General features: G+C 70.6%; 20 protein-coding genes. 7 read left to right on the top strand and 13 right to left on the bottom strand.

Features of this window, described 5'->3' with window-relative positions:
- Positions 1-135 precede the first annotated feature (135 nt).
- The 5 genes from E1298_RS12105 to E1298_RS12085 form a co-directional block, all read right to left on the bottom strand.
- Positions 136-1,170: an alpha/beta hydrolase gene (locus E1298_RS12105; RefSeq protein ID WP_131892418.1), complete on the bottom strand. Its 1,035-nt coding sequence runs from the start codon at positions 1,168-1,170 to the stop codon at positions 136-138.
- The gene (locus tag E1298_RS12100; protein WP_131892416.1) at positions 1,160-3,988 is read right to left on the bottom strand and encodes an MMPL family transporter; all 2,829 of its coding nucleotides are present in this window, start codon (positions 3,986-3,988) and stop codon (positions 1,160-1,162) included. Before E1298_RS12100 ends, E1298_RS12105 begins: the two co-directional genes overlap by 11 nt.
- Positions 3,989-4,019: 31 nt before the next feature.
- The gene (locus tag E1298_RS12095; protein WP_131892413.1) at positions 4,020-5,816 is read right to left on the bottom strand and encodes a fatty acyl-AMP ligase; all 1,797 of its coding nucleotides are present in this window, start codon (positions 5,814-5,816) and stop codon (positions 4,020-4,022) included.
- A gap of 218 nt (positions 5,817-6,034) precedes the next feature.
- A complete protein-coding gene (locus E1298_RS12090; RefSeq protein WP_131892411.1) occupies positions 6,035-6,301 on the bottom strand; it encodes a TFIIB-type zinc ribbon-containing protein in 267 nt (88 codons plus the stop codon).
- A 154-nt stretch (positions 6,302-6,455) separates the two neighbouring features.
- Complete coding sequence (locus E1298_RS12085; RefSeq protein ID WP_131892409.1) at positions 6,456-6,644, bottom strand: hypothetical protein; 189 nt, start codon at positions 6,642-6,644, stop codon at positions 6,456-6,458.
- Between the two features lie 1,742 nt (positions 6,645-8,386).
- Here E1298_RS12085 and E1298_RS12080 point away from each other — a divergent pair.
- On the top strand, positions 8,387-9,130 hold the full coding sequence (locus E1298_RS12080) for an IclR family transcriptional regulator (protein ID WP_279498220.1): 744 nt from the start codon (positions 8,387-8,389) through the stop codon (positions 9,128-9,130).
- A 53-nt stretch (positions 9,131-9,183) separates the two neighbouring features.
- Here E1298_RS12080 and E1298_RS12075 read toward each other — a convergent pair whose 3' ends face one another.
- Entirely contained in the window at positions 9,184-9,543 is a 360-nt protein-coding gene (locus tag E1298_RS12075; protein ID WP_131892407.1) for a YkvA family protein, read from the bottom strand.
- Between the two features lie 370 nt (positions 9,544-9,913).
- Here E1298_RS12075 and E1298_RS12070 point away from each other — a divergent pair, with 370 nt between their 5' ends.
- Both E1298_RS12070 and E1298_RS12065 read left to right on the top strand, forming a co-directional pair.
- On the top strand, positions 9,914-10,867 hold the full coding sequence (locus E1298_RS12070) for an alpha/beta hydrolase (protein WP_207944577.1): 954 nt from the start codon (positions 9,914-9,916) through the stop codon (positions 10,865-10,867).
- Between the two features lie 130 nt (positions 10,868-10,997).
- Entirely contained in the window at positions 10,998-11,360 is a 363-nt protein-coding gene (locus tag E1298_RS12065; RefSeq protein ID WP_131892405.1) for a Kelch repeat-containing protein, read from the top strand.
- Positions 11,361-11,706: 346 nt separating this feature from the next.
- Here the strand turns inward: E1298_RS12065 and E1298_RS12060 are convergent, their stop codons facing one another.
- From E1298_RS12060 to E1298_RS12040, 5 genes are all read right to left on the bottom strand, one after another.
- A complete protein-coding gene (locus E1298_RS12060; RefSeq protein ID WP_131892403.1) occupies positions 11,707-12,294 on the bottom strand; it encodes a septal ring lytic transglycosylase RlpA family protein in 588 nt (195 codons plus the stop codon).
- A 466-nt stretch (positions 12,295-12,760) separates the two neighbouring features.
- Positions 12,761-13,768 carry a hypothetical protein gene (locus E1298_RS12055; protein ID WP_131892401.1) on the bottom strand — a complete coding sequence of 336 codons (1,008 nt, stop codon included), beginning with the start codon at positions 13,766-13,768 and terminating at the stop codon, positions 12,761-12,763.
- A gap of 371 nt (positions 13,769-14,139) precedes the next feature.
- Positions 14,140-15,246, bottom strand: coding sequence for a ferritin-like domain-containing protein (locus E1298_RS12050; protein ID WP_131892399.1), 1,107 nt, complete (start codon positions 15,244-15,246; stop codon positions 14,140-14,142).
- A gap of 112 nt (positions 15,247-15,358) precedes the next feature.
- Positions 15,359-15,967: an LURP-one-related family protein gene (locus tag E1298_RS12045; protein WP_243725533.1), complete on the bottom strand. Its 609-nt coding sequence runs from the start codon at positions 15,965-15,967 to the stop codon at positions 15,359-15,361.
- Between the two features lie 74 nt (positions 15,968-16,041).
- Complete coding sequence (locus E1298_RS12040; RefSeq protein ID WP_131892397.1) at positions 16,042-16,665, bottom strand: TetR/AcrR family transcriptional regulator; 624 nt, start codon at positions 16,663-16,665, stop codon at positions 16,042-16,044.
- A 137-nt stretch (positions 16,666-16,802) separates the two neighbouring features.
- Here E1298_RS12040 and E1298_RS12035 point away from each other — a divergent pair, with 137 nt between their 5' ends.
- Entirely contained in the window at positions 16,803-18,131 is a 1,329-nt protein-coding gene (locus E1298_RS12035) for a GH1 family beta-glucosidase (protein WP_131892395.1), read from the top strand.
- On the opposite strand, the gene E1298_RS12030 is transcribed toward E1298_RS12035, so the two are convergent.
- Positions 18,095-18,469: a winged helix-turn-helix transcriptional regulator gene (locus tag E1298_RS12030; RefSeq protein ID WP_131892393.1), complete on the bottom strand. Its 375-nt coding sequence runs from the start codon at positions 18,467-18,469 to the stop codon at positions 18,095-18,097. The two genes, E1298_RS12035 and E1298_RS12030, sit on opposite strands and share 37 nt — an antisense overlap.
- A 98-nt stretch (positions 18,470-18,567) precedes the next feature.
- On the opposite strand from E1298_RS12030, the gene E1298_RS12025 reads away from it, so the two are divergent.
- Genes E1298_RS12025 through E1298_RS12015 form a run of 3 tightly spaced genes read left to right on the top strand, consistent with a single transcriptional unit; the run spans position 18,568 to position 21,805 of the window.
- Positions 18,568-19,299, top strand: a complete 732-nt coding sequence (locus tag E1298_RS12025; RefSeq protein WP_131892391.1) for an SDR family oxidoreductase — start codon at positions 18,568-18,570, stop codon at positions 19,297-19,299.
- A gap of 50 nt (positions 19,300-19,349) precedes the next feature.
- Positions 19,350-21,161, top strand: coding sequence for a protein kinase domain-containing protein (locus E1298_RS12020; RefSeq protein WP_279498224.1), 1,812 nt, complete (start codon positions 19,350-19,352; stop codon positions 21,159-21,161).
- A 20-nt stretch (positions 21,162-21,181) separates the two neighbouring features.
- Complete coding sequence (locus E1298_RS12015) at positions 21,182-21,805, top strand: VOC family protein (protein ID WP_131892387.1); 624 nt, start codon at positions 21,182-21,184, stop codon at positions 21,803-21,805.
- Here E1298_RS12015 and E1298_RS12010 read toward each other — a convergent pair.
- Positions 21,798-22,496: an FMN-dependent NADH-azoreductase gene (locus tag E1298_RS12010; protein ID WP_243725532.1), complete on the bottom strand. Its 699-nt coding sequence runs from the start codon at positions 22,494-22,496 to the stop codon at positions 21,798-21,800. The two genes, E1298_RS12015 and E1298_RS12010, sit on opposite strands and share 8 nt — an antisense overlap.
- Between the last annotated feature and the right edge of the window lie 18 nt (positions 22,497-22,514).

The following is a 22,514-nucleotide window of genomic DNA, read 5'->3' as shown; positions in this document are numbered from 1 at the left end:
GGCTGGGGCGGCGGATACGGGACGAGGACGGGATCGGCCGGGCCGCGAAGATCATCGACGGGCTCCTCCGCTAGCGCCCCGGCGGGGGACGGCAATGCTCCGGCCCCGAGGCGGGACCGGAGCATTCGCGGTGGGTTACCTGACGGGCTTGGCGCCGATGGCCTTCATCATGGACGGCCAGGCGGTGTGCATCTCACGCTTCCAGTACGGCCAGGAGTGGCGGCCGTTCCCGTAGATGTGGGCTGTGATCTGCACGTTCTGGCGCTTGGCCTCTTTCGCGAACGCCTGGACGGTCGGGCCGATGGCCCGCTCGCTCAGGTAGCCGATGTCCCAGGGTGCGGTGTTCGGGGAGTCGAACGGCCCCCGCCGACCGGTGGTACCGGACGAGACGTAGAACTTCGTCGAGCGCATCTTGGGCAGCAGCTTGATCGGGTCGTGGGCGTCCCAGTTGGCCTGGTCGAGCCAGGGAACGCCCCAGATGTCGAAGGCACTGTTCCCGTTGCCGCTGTTGGTGTACATCAGCAGCGCGGGGATGCCCGGGGCGCTCATGGACAGGACGCCGCTGAAGCAGGCCGCGTAACGGAACATGCCCGGTGCGCGTCCCGGGTAGGTGCACGCGCCCTGGGCGCCCGAAGAGATGCCCATGGCCGCGCGGGAGCCGCCCGCGTGGAAGTTGCGTTCCGCGAGCTGGCGGACTTCGCGGAGGTGGAAGTCCTCCCACTTGGGAGTGCCGCCCTTGCCGCCGTTGTACCAGTTCGTGTACGAGCCGTTCGCGCCCTCGGGCATCACGACCATGACGCCCCACTTGCGCGCCAGGGCCTGGATGTCGGTGCTGGATCTGCGCGTCCAGGACGTCCAGTTGTCGTTGCCGCCGTGGTAGGCGTAGACGACGGGCCAGCTCTGGCGGGAGTTGCTCTTCCAGCCCTTGGGGAGCAGCACGCGCACGTTCTGGGTGGAGCCGAGCGAGGGCGACCGCACCTTGAAGTCGAAGGCGGTCTTGCCCTTGTTCAGCCACTTGTAGCTCGTGACCCGCGCGCCGGTGTCCGCCTTCTTGAATGCGGCCGCATCGGCCGACGGCGCGCTCAAGGGGAGCACGACCGCGCCGGTCACGGCTGCGGCCAGGGTCGCCCCGGCCCGCTGTGCGACGCGACGACGTGACTCAGTTGGCATCCTCATCCTCCACTGGTCTCCAGCGCCACCCCGTACCGTCCGGGGTGGGAACTATCTCACGCTTGATGCTGCTGTTGCGGACGGGACGCGGCTGCGGAGGTCCGTTCGCCCACGGCCTCCAAGGGGCCTGGGGTTCCGTGGCCGGGGACGGGACGATTCGCATGGACGGATCGGCCGAGGTGGGCCCTGGCGCGGCGACCTGGTCGACGCCATTGGGCGATTGGAAGACCAGGTTCGGACGCTCATGGGCGGCGAAATTCACCTGGCCCGCCATGGTGGGCTGCAAGGTCGGCTTGAAGGCGGCGTTCGCGTCCACGTAGGACGGTGGGGGCGGTGCCGGCACCGGTGGTGGTGCGACCGGCGGTGTTGGTGCCGGTGGTGCGATCGGCGGCGTTGGAGGGGTGGCTGCGGCAACACCGGCGGCCGGGGTCGTGGCCGGTTGTTCCCAGCGCAGCGGGTAGGGGAACGGCTGCTCGTCCGGTAGACGCGGCGGGGCGGCGACGGCGGTGCCGGCGGGCTCTCCGGGAAGCTCACCGCGTTCGCGCAGGTCGACGTGGGCGTGCAGGCCGGCCAGAGGGCCGGGCAGCCACCAGTTGGAGTCCCCCATGAAGCGCATCGTGGCCGGGACGAGCAGGGAGCGGACGAGCGCCGCGTCCACGACGACGGCGACGAACATGCCGACGCCGATCAGCTTGACGACGGTGATGCCGGCCATGCTGAACGCGGCGATGACGACGAGGAACAGCAGGGCGGCGCTGGTGATGATGCCGCCGGTGTGCTGCATGCCGGACGCGACGGCGACGCGGTTGTCGCGGGTGCGGTCCCACTCCTCGCGGATACGGCTGAGCAGGAAGACCTCGTAGTCCATGGACAGGCCGAACACGACCGCGAGGATGAGGATCATGCTGGTGGCCTCGACGCCGCCGGTCGGGGTGAAGTCGAGGATCCCGGCGAGGTGCCCGTACTGGAAGCCCCACACGATCGCGCCGAAGGACGCGCCGATGGACAGGACGTTCATCACGATGGCCTTCAGCGGCAGCACGACCGAGCCGAAGAACATGAACAGCAAGAGGAACGTGGCGAGGCCGACGACGACCGCCATCTTCGGCAGGCTGCGCATGAGGCTGGACATCAGGTCCATCTGCGCGGCCGTACTGCCGCCGACGTCGATGTGCATCGGATAGCCGTTCTTGGACAGGTCCATCCCGCGGATCGTGTCGACGAGGTCCTGGGCGTGCCGGTCCATCGGCTCGTACTTGTGGGTAACGGAGATGCGAACGCCGCCGTATTCGCCGGAGTAACCGGTGAACTTGGAGTCGGTCACGCCTGGCAGCGAGCCCAGCTTCTTACGGAACGCCTCCAGGTACGGAGGGATGTTGTCGCCCTTGCGGACGGGCTTCCAGTTGCGCGGGATGAGGTCTCCGGAGACCACCACGTCGATGGGTTCGGCGGACCCGTTGGGGAAGTTGCGCTTGACGCTCTCCACGACGGCGCGGGTGGCGCTGTCCTTGGGCAGGACGCGGGCGTCGATGCTTCCGAACTGGACGTTCAGGAACGGGACGAACATGACGCCGAGGATGACGAGGACGGCGGTGAAGTAGGGCAACGGGTGCTTCATCACGCTGTGGCCCAGGCGGTACCAGAAGCCGCTGTCGGGGTCGCGGCGCGCGCGCTTGGAGTCGGGACGCCGCCACGGCATCCGTCCGCCTTCCACGCGGGGCCCCAGGAGCGCCAGGAGGGTCGGTAGCAGGACGGTGGCGCCGAAGACCGCGACCATGACGGTGGCGATGCCGGCGAGCCCGATCGTCCTCAGGAACATCTGGGGGAAGAGCAGGAGGCCGCCGAGAGCGGCGGAGACGGTCACGCCGGAGACCATGATGGTTCGCCCGGCGGTCGCCATGGTGGCGCCCAGCGCGGCCTCCTGTACGGGAAGCATGGCCTCCCTGTGGGCCTTCTTGGCCGCCCTGCGCGCGCGCCTGTCGCGTTCTCCTTTCCAGGGTTTGCCCTGGGGCAGTCCTTGCGCGGACGCCCCGCGATCCAATTCCTCTCGGAACCGGCTGATGATGAACAGCGAGTAGTCGATCGCCAGGCCGACGCCCATCATCGTGACGACTTCCAGGGCGAAGGACGTCACGTCCGCGGCGAACGTGACGATGTTCAGGACGGCCAGGCCGCCGATCATCGAGAACACCGCCACGACCATCGGCAGCAGCGAGGCGACGAACGCGCCGAACAGCATCATCAGCAGGATGAGCAGCGGCAGCGCGGTGATGGTCTCGGCGCGGACGATGTCGGCGGTGACCTGCTCGCCGAACTCCTCACCCAGCGGGACACTGCCGCCGAACCGTACGTCCAGGCCGGGCGCCTTGAGCCGCTCCTTGATGAGCCTGTAGTTCTCCAGCTTGGCCGCGTCGTCCTTGCCCTGGAGCTTCACCGCGACGAACGTCTCGCGCCGGTCGCGGGAGGCGAACGACGCCGCGTCCTTCCCGTCGATGGCCCAGTACGAGATGATCTCGGCCGCCCGGTCCTTGGGCAGCCGCGCGACCGTGGTGATGACCGCGGCCTCGTACCGCGGGTCGTCCACCGTCATGGTGCCGCTCTTGTACAGGACGAGGACGTCGGGATTGGTGCTGCCGAAGTAGGTGGCGCCGAGCCGCGCGACAAGGGTGGACGACGCGTCCGGGTCCTCGAAGCCGCCCGCCTTGAACTTGGAGAACACGCCGAGGCCCCAGGCGCCGCCCGCGCCCGTCAGCACCAGGATCAGGACGAGACCGGCCCAGCGTCGCCGGTGGATGAGCCGCCCCAGCCCCGAAAGCATGATCCTCCTGATGTCGTCGCGGCCGGGAACGCTACTTGCGAGCCGCCAGGCGAGCCTCGGTCGTCGCCAGCGCGCCGTCAAGGTAGCGCTGACGGGTGGCCGCCCGCGCGATCTTCCCGCTGGAGGTGCGGGAGACGCCGCCGGGCTCGATCAGCACGAACTCGTGGACGCTCATCTCGTGCTCGACGTTCACGGCCCCGCGCACGGCCGTCTCCACCTCGTGCGGGTCGAGCCGTCCGAGCGGGACGCGCCTGTTGCGCTCGGCCACGATGACGAGCCGCTCGGTCTCCTCGCCTTGCAGAGCGAACGCGGCGACGTGGTCGGGACGAATGGCCGGGTGCGCCTCTTGCGTCGTGACCTCGATGTCCTGCGGATAGTGGTTCCGACCGTCCACGATGATGAGGTCCTTGATGCGGCCGGTGACGTACAGCTCGCCCTCGTGGACGACACCGTAGTCGCCGGTCTTCGTCCAAGGCCCGGACGGTAGTTCGCCCGGCTCGGCCAGTTCGCCACCGAACGTGTCTTGGCTGCGCTCCGAGTTGCGCCAGTAGCCCAGTGCGGTGTTCGGTCCGTGGACCCAGATTTCACCGACGTGACCGTCCGGCTGCTCGGCACGCGTCTCGGGATCGACGATCGCGACGATCTGGCCGGACGGCGTGCCGCACGACACCAGCGTGCTGGCGCGCTCCGACGGGCCGTCGCAGAGCCGCACCTCGCCCTTGGTCAAGGTGGCGCGGTCCGCATAGATGATCTTCGGTGGGACGTCCTCGGCGGCCGCGGTGACGAACACCGTCGCCTCCGCCAGGCCGTAGCCGGGGGCCTGCGCGCCGGGCCGCAGCCCCACGCCGGCGAACGCGTCCCCGAACGTCGACAGCGTGGACGTGCGGATCGGCTCCGCGCCGTTCAGGCACGTCGTGAGGCCGGACAGGTCCAGCTTGGCCAGCCTCTCCGGCGAGGCCATGGACGCGACGTACTCGTACGCGAAGTTGGGCCCGGCGGTGTAGACGTTCTTGCCCGGACGCTCGGCGATCAGCTCCATCCACCGCATCGGGTTCATGATGAACGACACCGGATCGGTGAAGATCGCGTGATCGCCGCGCACCAGCGGAAGCGCCATCGTGGCGATCAGGCCCATGTCGTGGAAGAGCGGCAGCCAGCTCACGAGCTCGGGGTCCGGCTTCTGGGGCGCCCACCCCGACCACAGCTGCGCCGCGTTCGCCGTCACGTTCCCGTGCGTGATCTCCACTCCGGCCGGACGGCGCGTGGAACCCGACGTGTACTGCAGGTAGGCCAGGTCGTCGAACCCGATCGGCTCGTCCTCCCAGGTGGAGGCGAGGTCGAGATCGACCTCCTCGGCGAACAGGATCTCCTTCGGCTGCGGGACGTCGTGGTCGGCCAGGAACTTCTCCACGTGCTGCAGCGCGTTCCGCGTCGTGACGATCACGGCGGGCTCGGCGTCGGAGTAGGCGCCGATCAGCCGGTCGGCGTGCCCCGGCAGGTCCGGCGAGAACAGCGGCACGGCGATGACGTGCGCGTACAGGGCGCCGAGCATGGCCATCATGTAGTCGAGGCTCTGCGGCAGCAGCAGCGCGGTGCGCTCCCCCGGCCCGGTCACCTGCCGGAGCCGGGCCGCCATCGCGCGCGCCCGCCGCTCCGTCTCGGCCCAGTCCAACGTGATCTTCGCCCCGGACGGGTCGAGCGAGTAGTCGACGAAGGTGAAGGCCAGGGCGTCCGGCTTCTCCCTGGCCCACCTGGCGAGCCGCTCGATCAGCGGGGTGCGGCCGGAGCCACCGGGCTGGAGATCGGGAAGCAGCGAGCCCAATGCCATTGATCAATCTCCCGGGGGGAAGGCCGTGGGGGGCGGGCGCCATCGACGGATATGGCCGGACGACTGCCTCTGGCAAGACCCCGGCTACCGGCAATGACCGTGAAGCTACCCGATAGTAGGCAACGCGCGATATTAGCCTGCGGTCACATTAGACAACCGCCCCTTTGTCACTGGCGTGACAAGAGTGAATATCCGTGTGCGCCTGGGCGTCCGCACGGTCACCGACCGTGCCCGGCCTGGCCTTCCCCAGCGAAGATCTGCTCCATGATGCCGCGCCGGTGCCGTCCCTGGTAGGCCGTCTCCGGGTGTTCGCCGTCCGGGAGCTCGGCCAGGTAGCGGCTCTCGGCGTCAATCAGCAGTTCGAGCTCCCCTCGGTCGAGGAAGACCCCCTTGCAGGCCGGGCATTCCTCGATGACGACCCCGTGGCGTTCGTGGGAGTCAAGATCGGACTCGCACTTCGGACACTGCAGCGTCGCGTCTGACATGCCGGATCCCCTGTCCGTAACGGCAGCGTTCACTGTTAGGCGGACAGCCTAAGGGCAGGAACGCCCAATTGGCATGATGCGGGGACACTTGTCCAGCAAATCGCCTGTCCGGATCCGGCAGGCCCCCGTTCGGGTCGCCGGGTCCCGACCCGGTTCACTCGATGGCGCGTCCGTCTTCCGCGGCGTCCTCCAGCGCGCGCGTGAACGCGACCCTGCGTCTCCACAGACCAACGCATGCCGCGCCCCACAACAACCCGATCTCGGCCACGAGCGCTATGCCGAGCACGACGGCCCAGTCCGTCCCGTCCCCTTCCTCCGTGCTGGTCGGCGAGACCAGCGTCATCTTGCTCTCCCCGGACGCGGCCCGCGACTGCGTCCGCCCGGGCACACCCTGCCCGTTCGGCGCCGGTGCGCTCAGCGGTGGCAGGACGATCGCATTCGGCCCTTGCTGACCGGACGAATGCGGCGATCCCGGCACCTCCGCCCCCGCGTCCAACTCGGTGTCAGACGGCTCCCCAGTCCCGCGCGGCTTCCCGCCCCCGCCAAGGCCAACGCCCGCATGAGGCTTGCCGCCATGGGAGGGCTCGCCATGGCACGGCTTGCCTGCACGGCAGGCACCGGAACGGGGCGTCACACCAGCAACCGGACCCGCGCCCAGGACACCATCGACCTTGGGCTTGCCACCGTGCGGGGGCTTGCCCCCAGGGGACGGCTTGCCTCCGTGCGGGGGCTCGCCGTGGCATGGCTTGCCTGTGCGGCAGGCACCGGGACGGGGCTTGACGCCTGCGCCCGGGGCACCACCGGCCTTGGGCTTACCCCCATGAGGCGGCTTGCCCCCAGCGGACGGCTTGCCTCCGTGCGACGGCTTGCCGAGGCACGGCTTGCCTGCGCGGCAGGCACCGGGACGGGGCTTGACGTCTGTGGCCGGACCTGCGCCCGGAGCACCATTGGCCTTGGGCTTACCGCTATGAGGCGGCTTGCCCCCAGGCGAGGGCTTGCCGTCGTGCGAGGGCTTGCCGCCGGGTGGTGGTTTGGCTTGGCACGGGGTGCCTGTGCGGCAAGCGCCCGGACGGGGGTTCACGCCTGCGGCCGGGGTGCCGTCGGCGTTGGGCTTGCCACTCACGGGAGGCCCACCGCCCGCAGTGGGTTCCCCCTCGTGGCACGGCTTGGTGTTGGCTCCTGACGGCTGGCACGCGTTCGGGCTGGGCTTCCCAGCCGTTGTGAGGGTGCCGTTGGCCGTCGGCTTGTCGGCTCCTGAAGGGTTACCGTCCGGTCCGGGCTCGGTGCATGGCTCGCGGAGAGCGGTCCTCGCAGAGGTGGCCGGGCCGTTGCAGGGGTTGCCTGTGACGAGGGCCGGGCCAAGAACGCCGCTGGGAAAGCCGACCACCGTACGGACGGTTTGTCTCGGTGCGTTGGCTGCCTCCGCCGTCATCAAGACGGTCACCGGCCTAGCGGACGAGGACGAGACCAGGGAGTCGGGCATGCGGAGCGTGGCGGAACGTTCCTCTCCGTCCTCGTCGACATCACCGAGTGGGCAGCGTAGGACCTGGCCGGACGCGGCACAGTTCGGCGAGTGCCTCGTCCATGACATGAGGCGTTCGGCGGTGAGCTCCAGGACGGTGTTGTGCGCCGTCCCGCCGATGGCGTGGACCCGGACGGTGTACGTCAGCGCGTAGTCGGCGCCGGTGGACGTGCCGCCCGTGGTCGTCACGTCGGCGCCTAAGCGGACGGCCGACGAGCGCGGATCGGGCTCGAACCATGCACCTGGCACGGCTCTCGCCGATGGGTTCACCATGAAGACCGGTGGGACGGCCAGCGCGCTGCTCGCCGCTATCGCGGCCCATCGCCGGCTGGACGTCCACCGGCGCGGACGTGTCGTGCTGCGTTTCCTTCGGCCCCCCGTTTGCACCCGTTCCCCTCTCGCAGTTACCTGTGTTCCCTATGGCTGCCAGGGGGGCGGCGCGCGTGGCGCCGGGCGTAGACAGTTATTGCCACGCCATGGCCACCAGTAACGCCCTACCCCTCTTTCGCATAGCGAAATCGATTCTCCGTAGAATCGGGTGATCACGACGAGGGGAGGCGCCGGTGGCGGAGGCCGTACGGTCGCTGGAGCGCACATTTGAACTGCTGGAGCATCTGGCGGACGCGGGCGGTGAGATGGCGCTGTCGGAACTGACGGAGGTCTCCGGGCTGCCGATGCCGACGATCTACCGCCTGATGCGGACGCTGGTGAACCGCGGTTACGTGCGGCAGGAGCCGTCCAAGCGCTATGCCCTGGGCCCGCGGCTCATCAGGCTCGGCGAGGGCGCGAGCCGGCTGCTGGGGTCCTGGGCGCGGCCGGTGCTGGCCCGGCTGGTGGACGAGGTGGGGGAGACGGCCAACATGGCCGTGCTGGAAGGCGACGAGGCCGTGTACGTCGCGCAGGTGCCGTCCAAGCACTCCATGCGGATGTTCACGGAGGTGGGACGGCGCGTGCAGCCGCACTGCACGGGTGTGGGCAAGGCGCTGCTGTCCCAGCTTCCCGAGCCGAAGGTCCGCGAGATCCTGGCCCGGACGGGCATGGACGCCCACACGCCCAACACGTTCACCGACGCCGACATCCTCATGGCGGAGCTGGAGCGCATCCGCGATCAGGGGTACGCGCTGGACGACGAGGAGCAGGAGATCGGCGTCCGGTGCGTGGCGGTGGCGCTGCGGGGGGCGCCGGCGCTGACCGCGCTGTCGGTCTCCGGGCCGTCCGCGCGGATGACACGCGAGATCGTCGCCGATGTCGTCCCCATCATGCGGGACGCGGCCGAGCGCTTCGCCAAGGAACTGAAGCCGTCCTAGAAGCGGAAAAGGCGAGACCACCGGTTGAGTGGTCTCGCCTTCGGCGGGACGGGTCAGTCGACCGGTTCGCCGACGAGGACGGTGGGACGGCCACCGCGCTCCCAGGTGACGAAGTCGCCCGCCGACTTGACGAGGACGGTCATCAGCCACAGCGCCAGGCCCGTGTCGTCGACGATCCCGACGATGGGGAACACGTCGGGGATCGCGTCGATCGGCGAGACGATGTAGACGAGGCCGAGGGCGAGCAGCCCGAGCGTCCCGAAGGACATCCCCTTGTACCGTCCGCGCAGGACGGCCTTGAGCATCCGGGGGACGGCGCGTACACGCTCCAACAGCCCGGGTGCGTCGGGTTGCAGGGTCTCGCTGTAGATCTGCCAGGCTTGCCCGGCGGCCGCGCTGCGCTTCCTGTCCACAGGCACTCCTCATCGGACGTTCTGAGGGCGCGCCCCCGCAGCGCCCACGACTGTTTATGACGCGGCAATCTCCGGAATTGTTCCCTTTGGACGGAATCGTTCTGGAACCTGGTCCGGGATGAGCGCGGAGGTTTCCCCCCGGCGCGGCCGTCCCAGACCTGTCCTCAGAGCGGTGGAGTCGGTGACCTCAGGTGAGTTCTTCGTCACTCTCACGGGCGAATCGTGGTGATCAGGCCGCATTCCGGGGACTCCGCTGGAAGCATGAGACGCGGGAACTTCTGGTATTCGCGGGAGGAGCGCCGCCTCCCCTGCCTGACCTCCAGGCACGACCGGCACCGCCCGTCGAGCACCGCAGGAGCTGACGTACGCCATGAGCGGCGACCATCCGAACCAGCCCGATTCCACTCTGCCCGTCCACGGTTCCGCCGCGGGCGTCCCCTACGTCGCGCTGCCGCCGACCGCCGTGGACGCGGTCGCGGCGGGGCCGACGCGGCTGATCCTGGCCTGGCCCGGGTTCGAGCCGCCCCGCACGGCCAGTGCGCTGGCGGCCGCGATCCCGATGACCGGCGTCCCGGCGTGGCGCGTCTACCTCGACCTGCCCGGCCGGCTGCCCGGCGGGCTCGGCTCGGGCGCGATCCTGGAGACCGAGGCCATCGAGGCGTACGGCGAGGCGGTGGAACGTGCCGTCGAGCGGCTGCCCGAGGCCGTGGCCGAGATCCGCCGCGCCCTCGCACTCCCGGACGGGCCCGTCGGGCTCGCGGGGTTCAGCGTGGGCGCCGCCGCCGCGCTGCTCGCCGTGGCGCGCGGCACCGTGCCGGTGAGCACCGCCGCGCTCGTGGCGCCGGTGATCGCGCCGTCGCGGGCGGCGCTGGCGGTCGAGAAGCGCGCCGGACGCGAACGGACGTGGACCGACCGGGCCCACGCGCTCGCCGACCGGCTCGACCTCGGCTCCCTCGCCGGCGAGATCGCCGGACGGGACGTGGCGCTGCTGCTCATCGCCGGCGCCAAGGACCGGGTCGTCCCGCCCAACGAGATCGCCGCCCTCGTCGACCTCCTCCGCCGCCGCGCCACCACGCCCACGGACGGATGCGCCGTGGAGTCGGTCACGTTCCGGATGGGTCACGCCCTGGCCGCCGAGCCCGGCACCGAGGCCCGTCCGCCGATCACCGACGCGGTGCGCGTGGACGGCGCCCTCACCGACTGGTTCCGCGAACGGCTCGCCGAGGCCCGTCCGCGCCAGGCCGCGGAAACCCCGCCTGTCACGCTCCAGGTGCCCGGCAGCCCCCCGCCCCGGGCGGCGAGCAGCGCCGCCCCCACCCGCTAGGCGCGGTGTCTCACGACGTTGTCCCGCGTTGCCGCAGCCGGGCGCCGCGGTGCTTGAAGCGTCTCGGTGTCCTTGGGGGAAGGGACGGTTATGGGTCTGTGGCGTACAGGTCGAGCTCTCGGCCGAGGTGGTGCCGGGTCGCTGGTCGGAGGCGGGGAAACTGCCGAAGGGCGTGTGGCTGGCCACGAATACAGCGGTGGTGCTGGGCAACGGCCGGGTGCTGGTGGCCGGAGGCATGGTGACGGTCACCCGGGACGACGCCGCCGGCATGACTCACTGCGAGACCTATGATCACGCGAGCGGAACGTGGAGGCCGACCGGGAACCTGGTCACACCGCGGGTCAACGCGGAGGCGGTGCCGCTGCCGGACGGCTCTGTGCAGTTGTCCGGCGGCGGGCCGATGGAGCCCGGTCGAGGACATGCCGTGGGCCTTGAGCTTCCACCGCGCCGTGCCGCTGCCCTCCGGGAAAGTACTGGTGACGGGCGGCACTGACAGCGGATGCGTGGACGTCGGGTACCGCGCGGCGTTCATCTACGACCCGGTCGCGCACGCCTGGAGCATCACCGGAGGACTCGGCACAGGCCGTTGGGACTTCGCAGCCGTCGGCCTGGCCGATGGACGCGTGCTCGCAGCGGGTGGCATCACGCTCGGCGCCCTGGCCACGGCCGGTGGTCGACCGGCTCCCCGTGGCCGAGGTGGGTCCGTGCCGGACACCTCGGCCACGGGGGAGGCTCTTGCCCCGCGAATCGCGCCAACGCGTCGGTAGTGCCCGCTGGGAGAACCGCCCGACTGCGGGCAGCGTCCGGGGCCCGCTTGGCGGGTGCGGGGATTTCGGGGCTCAGCGGCGGGAGAGCACCTGGTAGCGGACGGGGATCACGCCCGCGCCCGTGCCGCCGACCTTGGTCATCGCGGCCTTGGACAGGTCCAGGCAGCGGCCGCCCGCGTACGGGCCGCGGTCGTTGATGCGGACGATGACCGAACGGCCGTTGTTCTTGTTGGTCACCCGGACCTTGGAGCCCATCGGCAGCGTCTTGTGCGCGGCGGTCAGCTCGCTCGGGTCGAAGGGCTCGCCGCTGGCGGTCATCTGGCCCTCCCAGTAGTAGGACGCCTGGCAGGAACCCGACTTGAGCACCTTGTACTGCTTCTTCTTCGGCTTGGCCTTGGCCTTGGCCTTGGGCTTGGTGCTCTTGGACGGTGTGGGCTCCGGAGCGCGGGTCTGGCCGCGGCTGGCCCGGGTGGGCGTCGCCCGAGGCGGGTCCGCGACCGGGGCGGTGGCCTGCGGCGCGGTCGGTGCGGTCTGCGCGGCGCGCGCCGAGTCGGCGGAGCCGTCGCCGCTGAGGAGGGCGAACGCGCCGACCGCGAGAACGGCCACCGCGACGCTCGAAGCGATCAGGATCGTGCGAAGGCGTGCTTGAGGGCTACCCACAGAGGAGTCCTTTTGTCGGGGACAGGGCCCCGGACGCCCGGCGTTCGACTTCGCCGTTCTCGCGGCGCGTCCGGGCGACGTCCATGTCCCCGAATCCCTCGCCGCCCGCGGGCCTCAAGCCCGCCTCCGCGCCCCTCTCAAAGGCGCGTCCGCATCATCGCGGAACTGGCGTCCGGCACGTGCGGCGGGAACGCGTCTTCACTTCGATCTCGGTTGGCGCCGCACAAGTCCATGACCGTACGTTGCCTTCGCCGTGAAACAAGCACAGGACCCTCGTTTGTGGGGTTTGTCACCCTCATTTTTGCCCTATGAAGTTGATCAACTCCGCCGGGTGACCGCATTTCAAGATCGACTTTACTCGGGGAGGAAGGGGTATCTCGGGCGTATAACAAGCGCTTGCCAGACAAGCGGAACGGGGCGTTCCACGTCTGCGTGGAACGCCCCGTCCGGGATTCGTGCCGTGCGGTCAGCCGAGCGAGGGCAGGCCGGGCGCCGCGGGCCCGCCGACCGGGAGGGAGATGCCCGGGACGACCTGGTCCGGCAGGCCGCCGAGCAGGTCGGCGCCCGGCGCCGGCGCGGCGACGCGGCGGGGCGGGGCCATGCCCGGGGGCAGCTGGGACGCCGGGATCGGCTTGCCGTCGGGGGTCACCGGACCCACCGGTTCGGGGTGTTCGGACGTCAGGGCGCCGGCCATCTCGTCGATGCTCTTGCCCGTCGAGGCGACGGTCTTGTCCGCCTTGTCGAGGACGCCGTCCCTCGGCACCGGCTTCCCGAGCCGGCGCGACGGGCTCCCGGGCTCCAGGCCGTCCACCGGCGCCGCCGAGCGGGCCGCGATGCCGCGGGGCTGCGGGAGGCCTGCGTTTCCGTAGGCGGTCGAGGCGGCCGCGCCGAGGCGGTCGAGGCTGCCGACCTGCAGCTTCTGGGTGACCTTGCCGGTGCGGCCGATCACCTTGCCGGCCGTGTTCGCGCCGGCTTCGATCGGGGAGGGTGCCGCCTTCCGCTCGGCCAGGCGCTTCGCGCCGAGGCAGTCGCCCGCGCCCGGCCCGGCCTTCGGGAGCCCGGTCTTCGGAAGCCCGGGCCGCGGGAGCGGCGTCCGCGGCAGCGCTGACCCGGTGGTGCCGTCCACCGTCTTGCCCACGTCGACCGCGCACCTGGTCTTGCGGACGGCGGCGTCCGGCTCCGCGTTCGCGTGCCGCGCCACGGTCTTCCTCCGGAGCTCGGGAGCCTTCTGGGCGGCGGTGAGCACCTCGTCCACGGCGCCGGTGGACGCTTCGGCGGCCTTTCCGACCGGGCCCGTGACCGGCGGCGGGACCGTCCCGGCCGGGAGGGCCGCCGTGACCGGTGCGACCGCCCCGTAGGCGAGGTCGGCGGACGGGCCCTCGGCGGCGTTCGCGGACGCGGCCGAGACGGTGAACGCCGCGGCCAGCGGAACGAGGACGGAGACGCTCAGCAGGCTTCTGGCGGATCGATTCATTCTTTCTCCCCGGAGATTTCGGATTGATCCTGCTCGTGTGTGTGCGCCCGCGCGGCTTGCTGATGACCGGCGCACCGTCGACCGGGGACGTTAGTACAAACAGAGATCGAGCACAGTCGATACGAGAATCGGCGGGGAGAGAAAATAAAGATCTACGAGAAGTGAACCGTGAAATTCCCGTGGGCCATATATCGCAACAAAGCCCGGCAAATTCGCCGGGCTCATGCCGAAGATTTGGGACTACACGTGAACGGAACCGGGAAAAGGGGCCGGAACGGCGAAGCGGAGGCGCCCTGGAACGCCCCCGCTTTTTACCTGGCACCTACCCCGCGGCCACCCCCGTGGCCCCTGGCTGCCCTGGTGGTCCCCGGCTACTCCACGCCGCCGAGCTTGATGGCGTCGTCGACCTCGTCCTGGCGCGCGGCCAGCTCCGCCGCGTAGCGCTCCTCGTCGACCTTTTCGGCGTACTCCTCGTCCTGGCGCATCAGCGCTTCGAGATCGGCCTTGGCGTTGTCGAGCACGCCCATGTCCGCGTAGGCGGCCTCCACCTTGTCGCCCCAGAGCCCGACATCCCGAACGCACGGGACGATCCGGCTGAACAACAGCGACTGGTACAGGGTGTACATCTCGGAGTTGTCGACGTATTCCATGCACTTGTCGACGGGCATGTCGAGCTGCTCGAAGATCTCGCGGCCCCTGAACCGGTCGCGCATCAGGTAGCAGCCTTCGACGACGAACTCCTCGCGCTCGGCCCGCTCCTTGTCGGTCAGCTCGGCGTAGTAGTCCTTGAGCGCGAGCCGTCCGAACGCGACGTGCCGCGCCTCGTCCTGCATGACGTAGGCGAGCAGCTGCTTGACCAGCGGGTTGGTCGACATGTCGCGGTAGAGGCCGAACGCGGCGAGGGCGAGGCCCTCGATGAGCACCTGCATGCCGAGGTAGGGCAGGTCCCAGCGGCTGTCCTCCAGCGACTCGGCGAGCAGCTTCGCGAGGTCCTGGTTGACGGGGTAGTACATGCCGATCTTCTCGTGCACGAACTTCCCGTACAGCTCCACGTGCCGCGCCTCGTCCATGGTCTGGGTGGCGGCGTAGAACTTGGAGTCCAGGTCCGGGACGGACTGGACGATGCGCGCCGAGACGTTCAGCGCGCCCTGCTCACCGTGCAGGAACTGGCTGAACAGCCACGAGCCCTGGTGCCTGCCGAACTCGTCGCGCTCCTTCTGCGGCATCCGGTCCCAGATGTCGGAGCCGAACAGCGGGTTGAAGTGCTCGGGCAGGCCGGCGACGTTGAGCGGGTCGACCTCGATGTCCCAGTCGATGCGCTTCTGGGCGTCCCACTGCTTGTCCTTGCCCTTCTGGTACAGGCTGAGCAGCCGGTCCCGGCCGTCGTCGTACTCCCAGGTGAAGCGGGTGTCCCCCGACATCGGGACGTTCCACGTGTCCGTCGGTACAGGCGTTGAGTAGAGGTCGTAGGAACTCACGGAAGCCTCCTCCGGGCGCGACGCCGCTGTCACGACGTAGGGCGTGGTCCGCCCACGGCTTTACACACCTTCGTAACATGTAAAGCCCGTGGAAGCCAGACCCGGCGGAAGGTCAGCGCGACTGGAGCGCGTCGAGGCCGATGGCCTGGGCGATGACCAGGCGGCGGTCGAGGCGCGGGTCCTTGATGTCGACGACGTACCGGTCGCGGAACCCGAACTTCTTCTCCACGGAGAAGACGATCTGGTCGCCGGCGTAGAAGTCGAAGTGGTACGGCCAGGCGAACGGCAGGTTCTCCGCGTACGGGATGATCTGCCAGATCCGCCGCAGCACCGCCACGGCCTTGTTGCGCTCGCTGCCGGTCGTCACGCCGAGTCCCGGCTGCTCCAGGTGCCAGGTGGAGGCGAGCAGCGACTTCTTGAAGTCCTTGCGGAAGACGCCGATGGGCTGCCCGGCGGCGTCGGTGATGTCGTACGCCGACGCCAGGTCGATGCGCTTGCGCGCCTTGAACCCCAGGATCGGACGGGTCTTGGTGTCGTCGGCGTAGAGGGTGACCTGCTCCTTGAAGGCCATCCGCTTCTGCTGCGCGAAGGCGAGCAGCTCGCCCTCCGACCCGTCCGGCGCCTCGGCGTGCACCTCGTACTGGTTCACCATCAGGCGCAGGCGCTGGCGGACCAGCAGCCTCTTCTGCGCCTGGAACCGCTCATCGTCCAGCGGACTCACCCGTTCTGTCGTGAATGTAGGAACAAGGGCGGAGTCTGCCATATACGACGGATCCCGGGTGACGAACGGGCAGGTCAGGATTCCTGGATGTGCCCGGCGAGGTAGCCGTGGATCAGCCGCTCGGCCTCGGCGAGGATCACGGGGTCGCCGGCCGGGTCGCGGCGGAAGGCGAGCTTCAGCACCGCGTCGCCGGCCTCCACCGCGATGGCGAGCGCGGTGGCGAGATCGGGGGTGTCCTGGACGGCGAACGTCTCGACGATCATCCTGCGGAGCCGGTCGGCGACCACCGCGTTGTTGTCGGCGTCGGAGTCGAGCAGGTTGACGTCGGCGACGTCCCCGAACCGCAGCACGCGGAAGCCGGGGACCGTCCGGTGCATCTCCACGAAGATCTCGATGATCGCGCCGACCGTGTCGGACCAGTCGTCGAAGGTGCCATCGGCGAGCGTCCGGGAGATGCGCTGCCCGAAGACCTCCAGGTTGCGCAGGGCGAGGGCCTGCGCGACCGCGCGCTTGTCGGGGAAGAACTGGTAGACCGAGCCGATGGCCACCTCGGCGCGCTGGGCGATGCGCGTGGTGGTGAGGCCGTCGTAGCCGTCCTCGTCGAGGATCTCGGCGCACGCGTCGAGCATCCGCTGGACGCGTTCGGCGCTGCGGCGCTGGGCGGGACGGCGGCGGAGCGGGGTCCGGATCTCGGTCACCCCACCATTGTCACCCCGGCCGGACGCGCGGGGGCATCTCGCGGAGGCGTTCGCTCTCCGAGGCCAGGGGACTCTTCCGCCGGGACCACCCGCGGCCTTAATATCCGAATGATATTCGCATTTGGGGAGGGACCGGGATGGGGCTTCCGGACGGCTTCCGATGGGGCGTCGCCACCGCCGCCTACCAGATCGAGGGCGCGGTCGCCGAGGACGGCCGCGGCCCGTCCACCTGGGACACCTTCGCCCATACGCCCGGCCGGGTCCGCGACGGCCACACCGGCGACATCGCCTGCGACCACTACCACCGGTGGCCGGAGGACGTCGCGCTGCTGGCCGGCCTCGGCGTCTCCTCCTACCGGTTCTCGATCGCGTGGCCCCGCGTCCAGCCGTCCGGGAGCGGCCCCGTCAACGCCAAGGGCCTCGACTTCTACGACCGCCTGGTGGACGGCCTCCTCGCGAACGGCATCTCGCCCGCCGCGACCCTCTTCCACTGGGACCTGCCGCAGCTCCTGGAGGACGCGGGCGGCTGGATGAACCGCGACACCGCCTACCGGTTCGCCGAGTTCGCCTGCCTCGCCGCCGAGCGCCTCGCCGACCGCGTCGGCATGTGGATGACGCTGAACGAGCCCGTCGTCGTCATGGCGTACGGGTACGCGTTCGGCGTCTACGCGCCCGGCAGGACCCTGATGCTGGACGCGCTGCCCACCGCGCACCACCAGCTCCTCGGGCACGGCCTGGCCGTCGCGGCCCTGCGCGGCCGCGGCGCCCGCGAGGTCGGCCTGGTCAACCACTACTCGCCCGCCCGGCCTCGGGACGAGGCGTCGCCGGACGACCGGCGGGCCGCGCTCGCCTTCGACACGCTCATGAACCGGCTCTTCACCGACCCGATCCTGGACGGCACTTACCCGGACGTCGCGGCGCTCGGCGGCCCCGACCCGGCGGGCTACGTCCGTCCCGAGGACCTCGCGGTCATCGCCGCGCCCATCGACTTCCTCGGCGTGAACTACTACCAGCCGACGCGGCTCAAGGCCCCCGGCGCGGGCGCGCCGCTGCCCTTCGAGATGATGGGCGTCCCCGGATACCCGACGACCGGGATGGGCTGGCCCATCGCCCCGGACGGCCTGCTGTCCCTGCTGCGCACGCTGGACGAGCGGTACTCCACCCGGCTGCCGCCGCTCTACATCACCGAGAACGGCTGCTCGTTCCCCGACGAGGTCGGGCCGGACGGGACGGTCGACGACGTCGACCGCATCGGGTTCCTCTACGCCCACATCGCGGCGATGCGGACCGCCGTGGACGAGGGCGTCGACGTCCGCGGCTACTTCGCCTGGTCGCTGCTCGACAATTTCGAGTGGGCGGAGGGCTTCCATCCGCGCTTCGGGCTCGTCCACGTCGACTACGAGACGCAGAGGCGCACGCCGAAGCGGTCCTACGCCTGGTTCCGCGACATGATCGCCTCGTCGTAGGCGCCCTGCGCGGCGATGATCTCGCCCGCGTGGCTCCTGATCCAGCCGGTGAGCCCCCGCAGCGGCTCGGTGATGCCGCGTCCCAGCGCGGTCAGCCCGTAGGAGACCCTGGGCGGGACGGTCGGCTCCACCGTGCGCAGGACCAGCCCGTCCCGGACGAGGACGCGGAGGGTCTGGGACAGCATCTTCTCGCTGATGCCCTCGATCTTCTCCCTCAGCTCGTAGAACCGCAGATCCCCCGCGCCCAGCGCGGCCAGCACGAGCACGCCCCACCGTCCGGTCACGTGATCGAGCACCACGCGGGCGGGGCAGTCCCGCCGGAAGACATCGTCTTGCACGCCTGCCTCCCCTCTATCTCCACACCTACCAGATTGCTAGGAGCTTACTCCAAGGTCGGTACTTCCCTAAAGTTAGCCCTTCCTCTAACGTCCGGCGCATGGAGACCGCACTCATCACCGGCGCCGGCCGCGGCATCGGCGCCGCCACCGCCCGGGAGCTCGCCCGCCGCCGGTTCCACGTGATCGTCAACTACCACCGCGACCGCGCGTCCGCGGACGCCGTCGTCAAGGACATCGAGGCGGCCGGCGGGACGGCTCGCCCGCTCCAGGCCGACGTCCGCGACCCGTCCCAGGTCGCGGGCCTGGTGGCCGAATGCGGGCCGGTGGACGTCCTCGTCTGCAACGCCAACGTCGCGCCGCCGTTCGCGCCGCTCCGGGAGATGTCCTGGGAGACCTTCATCGGCAAGGTGGACGGCGAGCTGGCCGCCGCCTTCCACATCACCCAGGCCGTCCTGGCCGACATGCCCGAGGGCGGCCGGATCGTCTACGTGTCCAGCCTGAGCGCGGAACTGACCCGGCCCACCGCCGTCGCCCACAGCACCGCCAAGGCGGCCCTGGACACCTTCGCGCGCTATGTCGCCGCCGAAGCGGGTACGCGCGGGATCGCGGTCAACGTCGTGGCCCCGGGCGCGGTCCGCACCGAGGGCTCCGCCGGGAACCTGACGCCCGCGTTCGAATCCGTCCTGGAAGACCGCTCCGTCCTGGGCCGGATGGTCGAGCCCGAGGACGTGGCGACGGTCATCGCATCGCTCACCGACGGGGACTTCCGCGCCGTCTCCGGCGTCCGCGTCCAGGTGGACGCCGGTTTCCGCGTCCTCACCGCCCCGTGACGCCTTAGCGGGCGCGATCGAGCGCGGCGGGTGAGGCGGGCACGGATAGGCTGCTTCCGCCCCTTTCCGGTGGAGGTCCCCTGATGCCCGTGCCCCGTCCGCTGCGTCCGAACGACCCCGGCGAGGTGGGCGGGTTCCGGCTGACGGCCCGCCTCGGGGAGGGCTCCCAGGGAAGCGTGTACCTCGGCGAGTCCGGCACCGGCGAGCGCGTCGCGGTGAAGGTCCTGTACGCCGAGATGGACCGGGACGAGCGGGCCCGCGTCAACTTCGAGCGGGAGCTGGCCGCGGCCCGGCGCGTCGCGCCGTTCTGCACCGCGCGGATCTTCGCCGCTGAGGCGGGGGAGGACGGGGCGTACATCGTCAGCGAGTACATCGAGGGCCCGTCCCTGCGGCAGCTGATCGCCGAGCGCGGTCCGATCCCCGCCGGCGAGCTGGTGCGGCTCGCCATCGGCACCGCCACGGCGCTCGCCGCGATCCACGACGCGGGTGTCGTGCACCGCGACTTCAAGCCCGCCAACGTGCTCCTCGGCCCGGACGGCCCGAAGGTCATCGACTTCGGCGTCGCGCGCCCGCTGGAGGCGACGTCCGCCACCATGACCGGGGCCGTGGGCACGCCCGCCTACATGGCGCCGGAGCAGGTCACGGGGGCGTCCGGGGGCCCGCCGCTGGACATGTTCGCGTGGGGCTGCACCATGGCCTACGCCGCCAACCGCATGCCGCCGTTCGGGCACGACTCGATCCCGGCGACCATGCACCGGATCCTGCACGCCGAGCCCGAGCTGGGGGCGCTCGGCGGAACGCTGCGCGAGCTGGTCGCCGCCTGCCTGCACAAGGATCCGGCGCGGCGTCCCACGGCGCTCCAGGTCCTCACGCGGCTGCTCGGCATCGGGGACGACCGGGACCCGCTCGCGGAGGGCACGTCCGTCGCCGCGACCCTGACCCCCGGCGACCTGCCGGCCCCGCCGCCGCTGCCATCGGCCGCGGCGTCGCCGTCGCCGGTGCCGCTGCCCTGGGCGCCACCGGACCAGGCATCCGCAGCGGTGCCCGTCCCCCTCCCGTACCAGGCAGGCCAGGTTCCGCCACCCCCGTTCGCGCAGCAGACCCGGCCGTCGTCGCCGAGCCGGAAGGGCCGGCCGCTGCTGATCGCCGGCGCGGCCGCGGGCGTCCTGCTGATCGCCGGTGGGACGACCGCCGCCGTCCTGCTCATGGACGACGACACCGACAAGCCGAACGCGCGGCGCCCCTCGGCCGCACAGCAGCCCGCGCGCGGCCAGCCGTCACAGGGATCGACGGGCACCGGCGGACGGAACTGCGTTTACACGCCACGGCCCACTTCGGAGAACGCGAAGGAGGTGGGGACGCCGCAGTCCCGCGCCCAGAGGACGGGCGTTGTCCGCGCGACCGTCAAGACGAACCTCGGCACGCTTCGGCTGGACCTCGACGCGGAGAAGGCGCCCTGCACGGTGAACTCGATGGTCTACCTCGCGGGCCGCAAGTTCTACGACAACACCCCATGCCATCGCCTCACGAGCGGCGGCCTCAAGGTCCTCCAGTGCGGCGATCCGATCGGCACCGGGGCGGGCGGCCCGAGTTACCAGTACGCCGACGAGAACACCTCCGGCGCGCGGTACACCCGGGGCATCGTGGCCATGGCCAACGCGGGCCCCGACACCAACGGGAGCCAGTTCTTCATCGTCTACGGGGACAGCCCGCTGGGCCCCGACTACACGATCTTCGGGCGGGTCACGTCCGGCATGGAGCTCGTGGACAAGGTGGCCAAGGCCGGTTCCGGCGACGAGAACGGCCAGGGAGACGGCAAACCGAAGCAGCGCATCGCCGTCACCGAGTTCCGCGCGGAGTGAAGATCGGGATACTGATTTTCATGTCCGGTATCGACGAAGCGCTCGACCATCTCGTGTACGCCACCCCCGACCTTCGCGCGACCGTGGACGAGGTCCACCGGCTCACCGGCGCGCGGCCGGTCGAGGGCGGCCGCCACCTCGGCCTCGGCACCCGCAACCACCTGCTGGGCCTCGGCGGACGCCGCTATCTGGAGATCATCGGGCCGGACGACGGGCAGCCCGAGCCCGGCGTCCCGCGCCCGTTCGGGATCGACACGCGCGCGGAGCCGGCGATGGTCACCTGGGCGATCCGGGCCGGTGACCTCCAGGAGCGGGTGGAGCGGGCCCGCCGCCGCGGCTACGACCCCGGGGACGTCGAGGACATGTCGCGCCGCACCCCGGACGGCGACCTCCTCACCTGGCGCCTGGCCTTCGCCCAGGCGGGACTGGTGCCGTTCCTCATCGACTGGGGAACGACGGCCCATCCGACCGAGCAGGGCCTGCCGACCGTTCCGCTGACCTCCTTCACTGGTTCGCACCCGGAACCCGGCACCGTCCAAAGCGCGCTCGACGCGATCGGCGCCCACCTGGACGTGACGGTGGCGAGCAGCCCGGCGCTCACGGCCACACTGGACGGACCGTCCGGCCAGATCGTCCTTACCTGACGGCCGCCAGCGCGGTCACCGCCGCCCGCGCCTCCTCCAGCGAGGCCGCCGCCAGGTCCCGGAACCGGGCCAGCTCTGGGATGACGTCGGCCACGGTCATCTCGGCGTGGACGAACCGGATGTCGGTCACGCCGAGGTTGCCGAAGTACGCCCGCAGGTAGGGAGCCTGGAAGTCGAACGCCTCCCGGGGCGTGCCCGGCCCGTAGGCCCCGCCCCGCGCGGTGACCACCACCAGCCTCGTCCCGTCCAGCACCTTCTCCCCGGTGTCCGGGGCGATGAAGGCCCCCGGGAAGGTCACCCGGTCGATCCATGCCTTCAGCGACGCCGGTACTGAGAAGTTGTACATCGGGACACCGACAAGAACGGTGTCCGCGTCGCGCACCTCCTCGATCAGCGGGAGCGTCAGCGCCCACTCCCGTTCCTCCTCGGCGTCCTCCACGAGCGCCGCCACCTTCGACGGCGGGACGAGCCCGTGCCGCTCCACCCGCCGGCCCAGCTCGCAGTAGGCCGCCGACACCAGCGGCACCGGATCGGCGGCCAGATTCCGGTACCGGTACCCGGCCGCGCCGTTCACCTCCCGCCAGGTCTCCGCGAACAACGCGGTCAGCCGCCTGCTGACCGAGTCCTTCGCATGGCTGGAGTCCAGGTGCAGCAGGGACCTCGGTGCCGCTGACGCGGCGCTAGTATTCACAGGTATCGCCTCTCCTTC

The sequence above is a fragment of the Actinomadura rubrisoli genome, from assembly GCF_004349215.1.
GTDB lineage: Bacteria > Actinomycetota > Actinomycetes > Streptosporangiales > Streptosporangiaceae > Spirillospora > Spirillospora rubrisoli.
The sequence above is the reverse complement of the archived record's forward strand: the minus strand, read 5'-3'. Positions and strand labels throughout refer to the sequence as shown.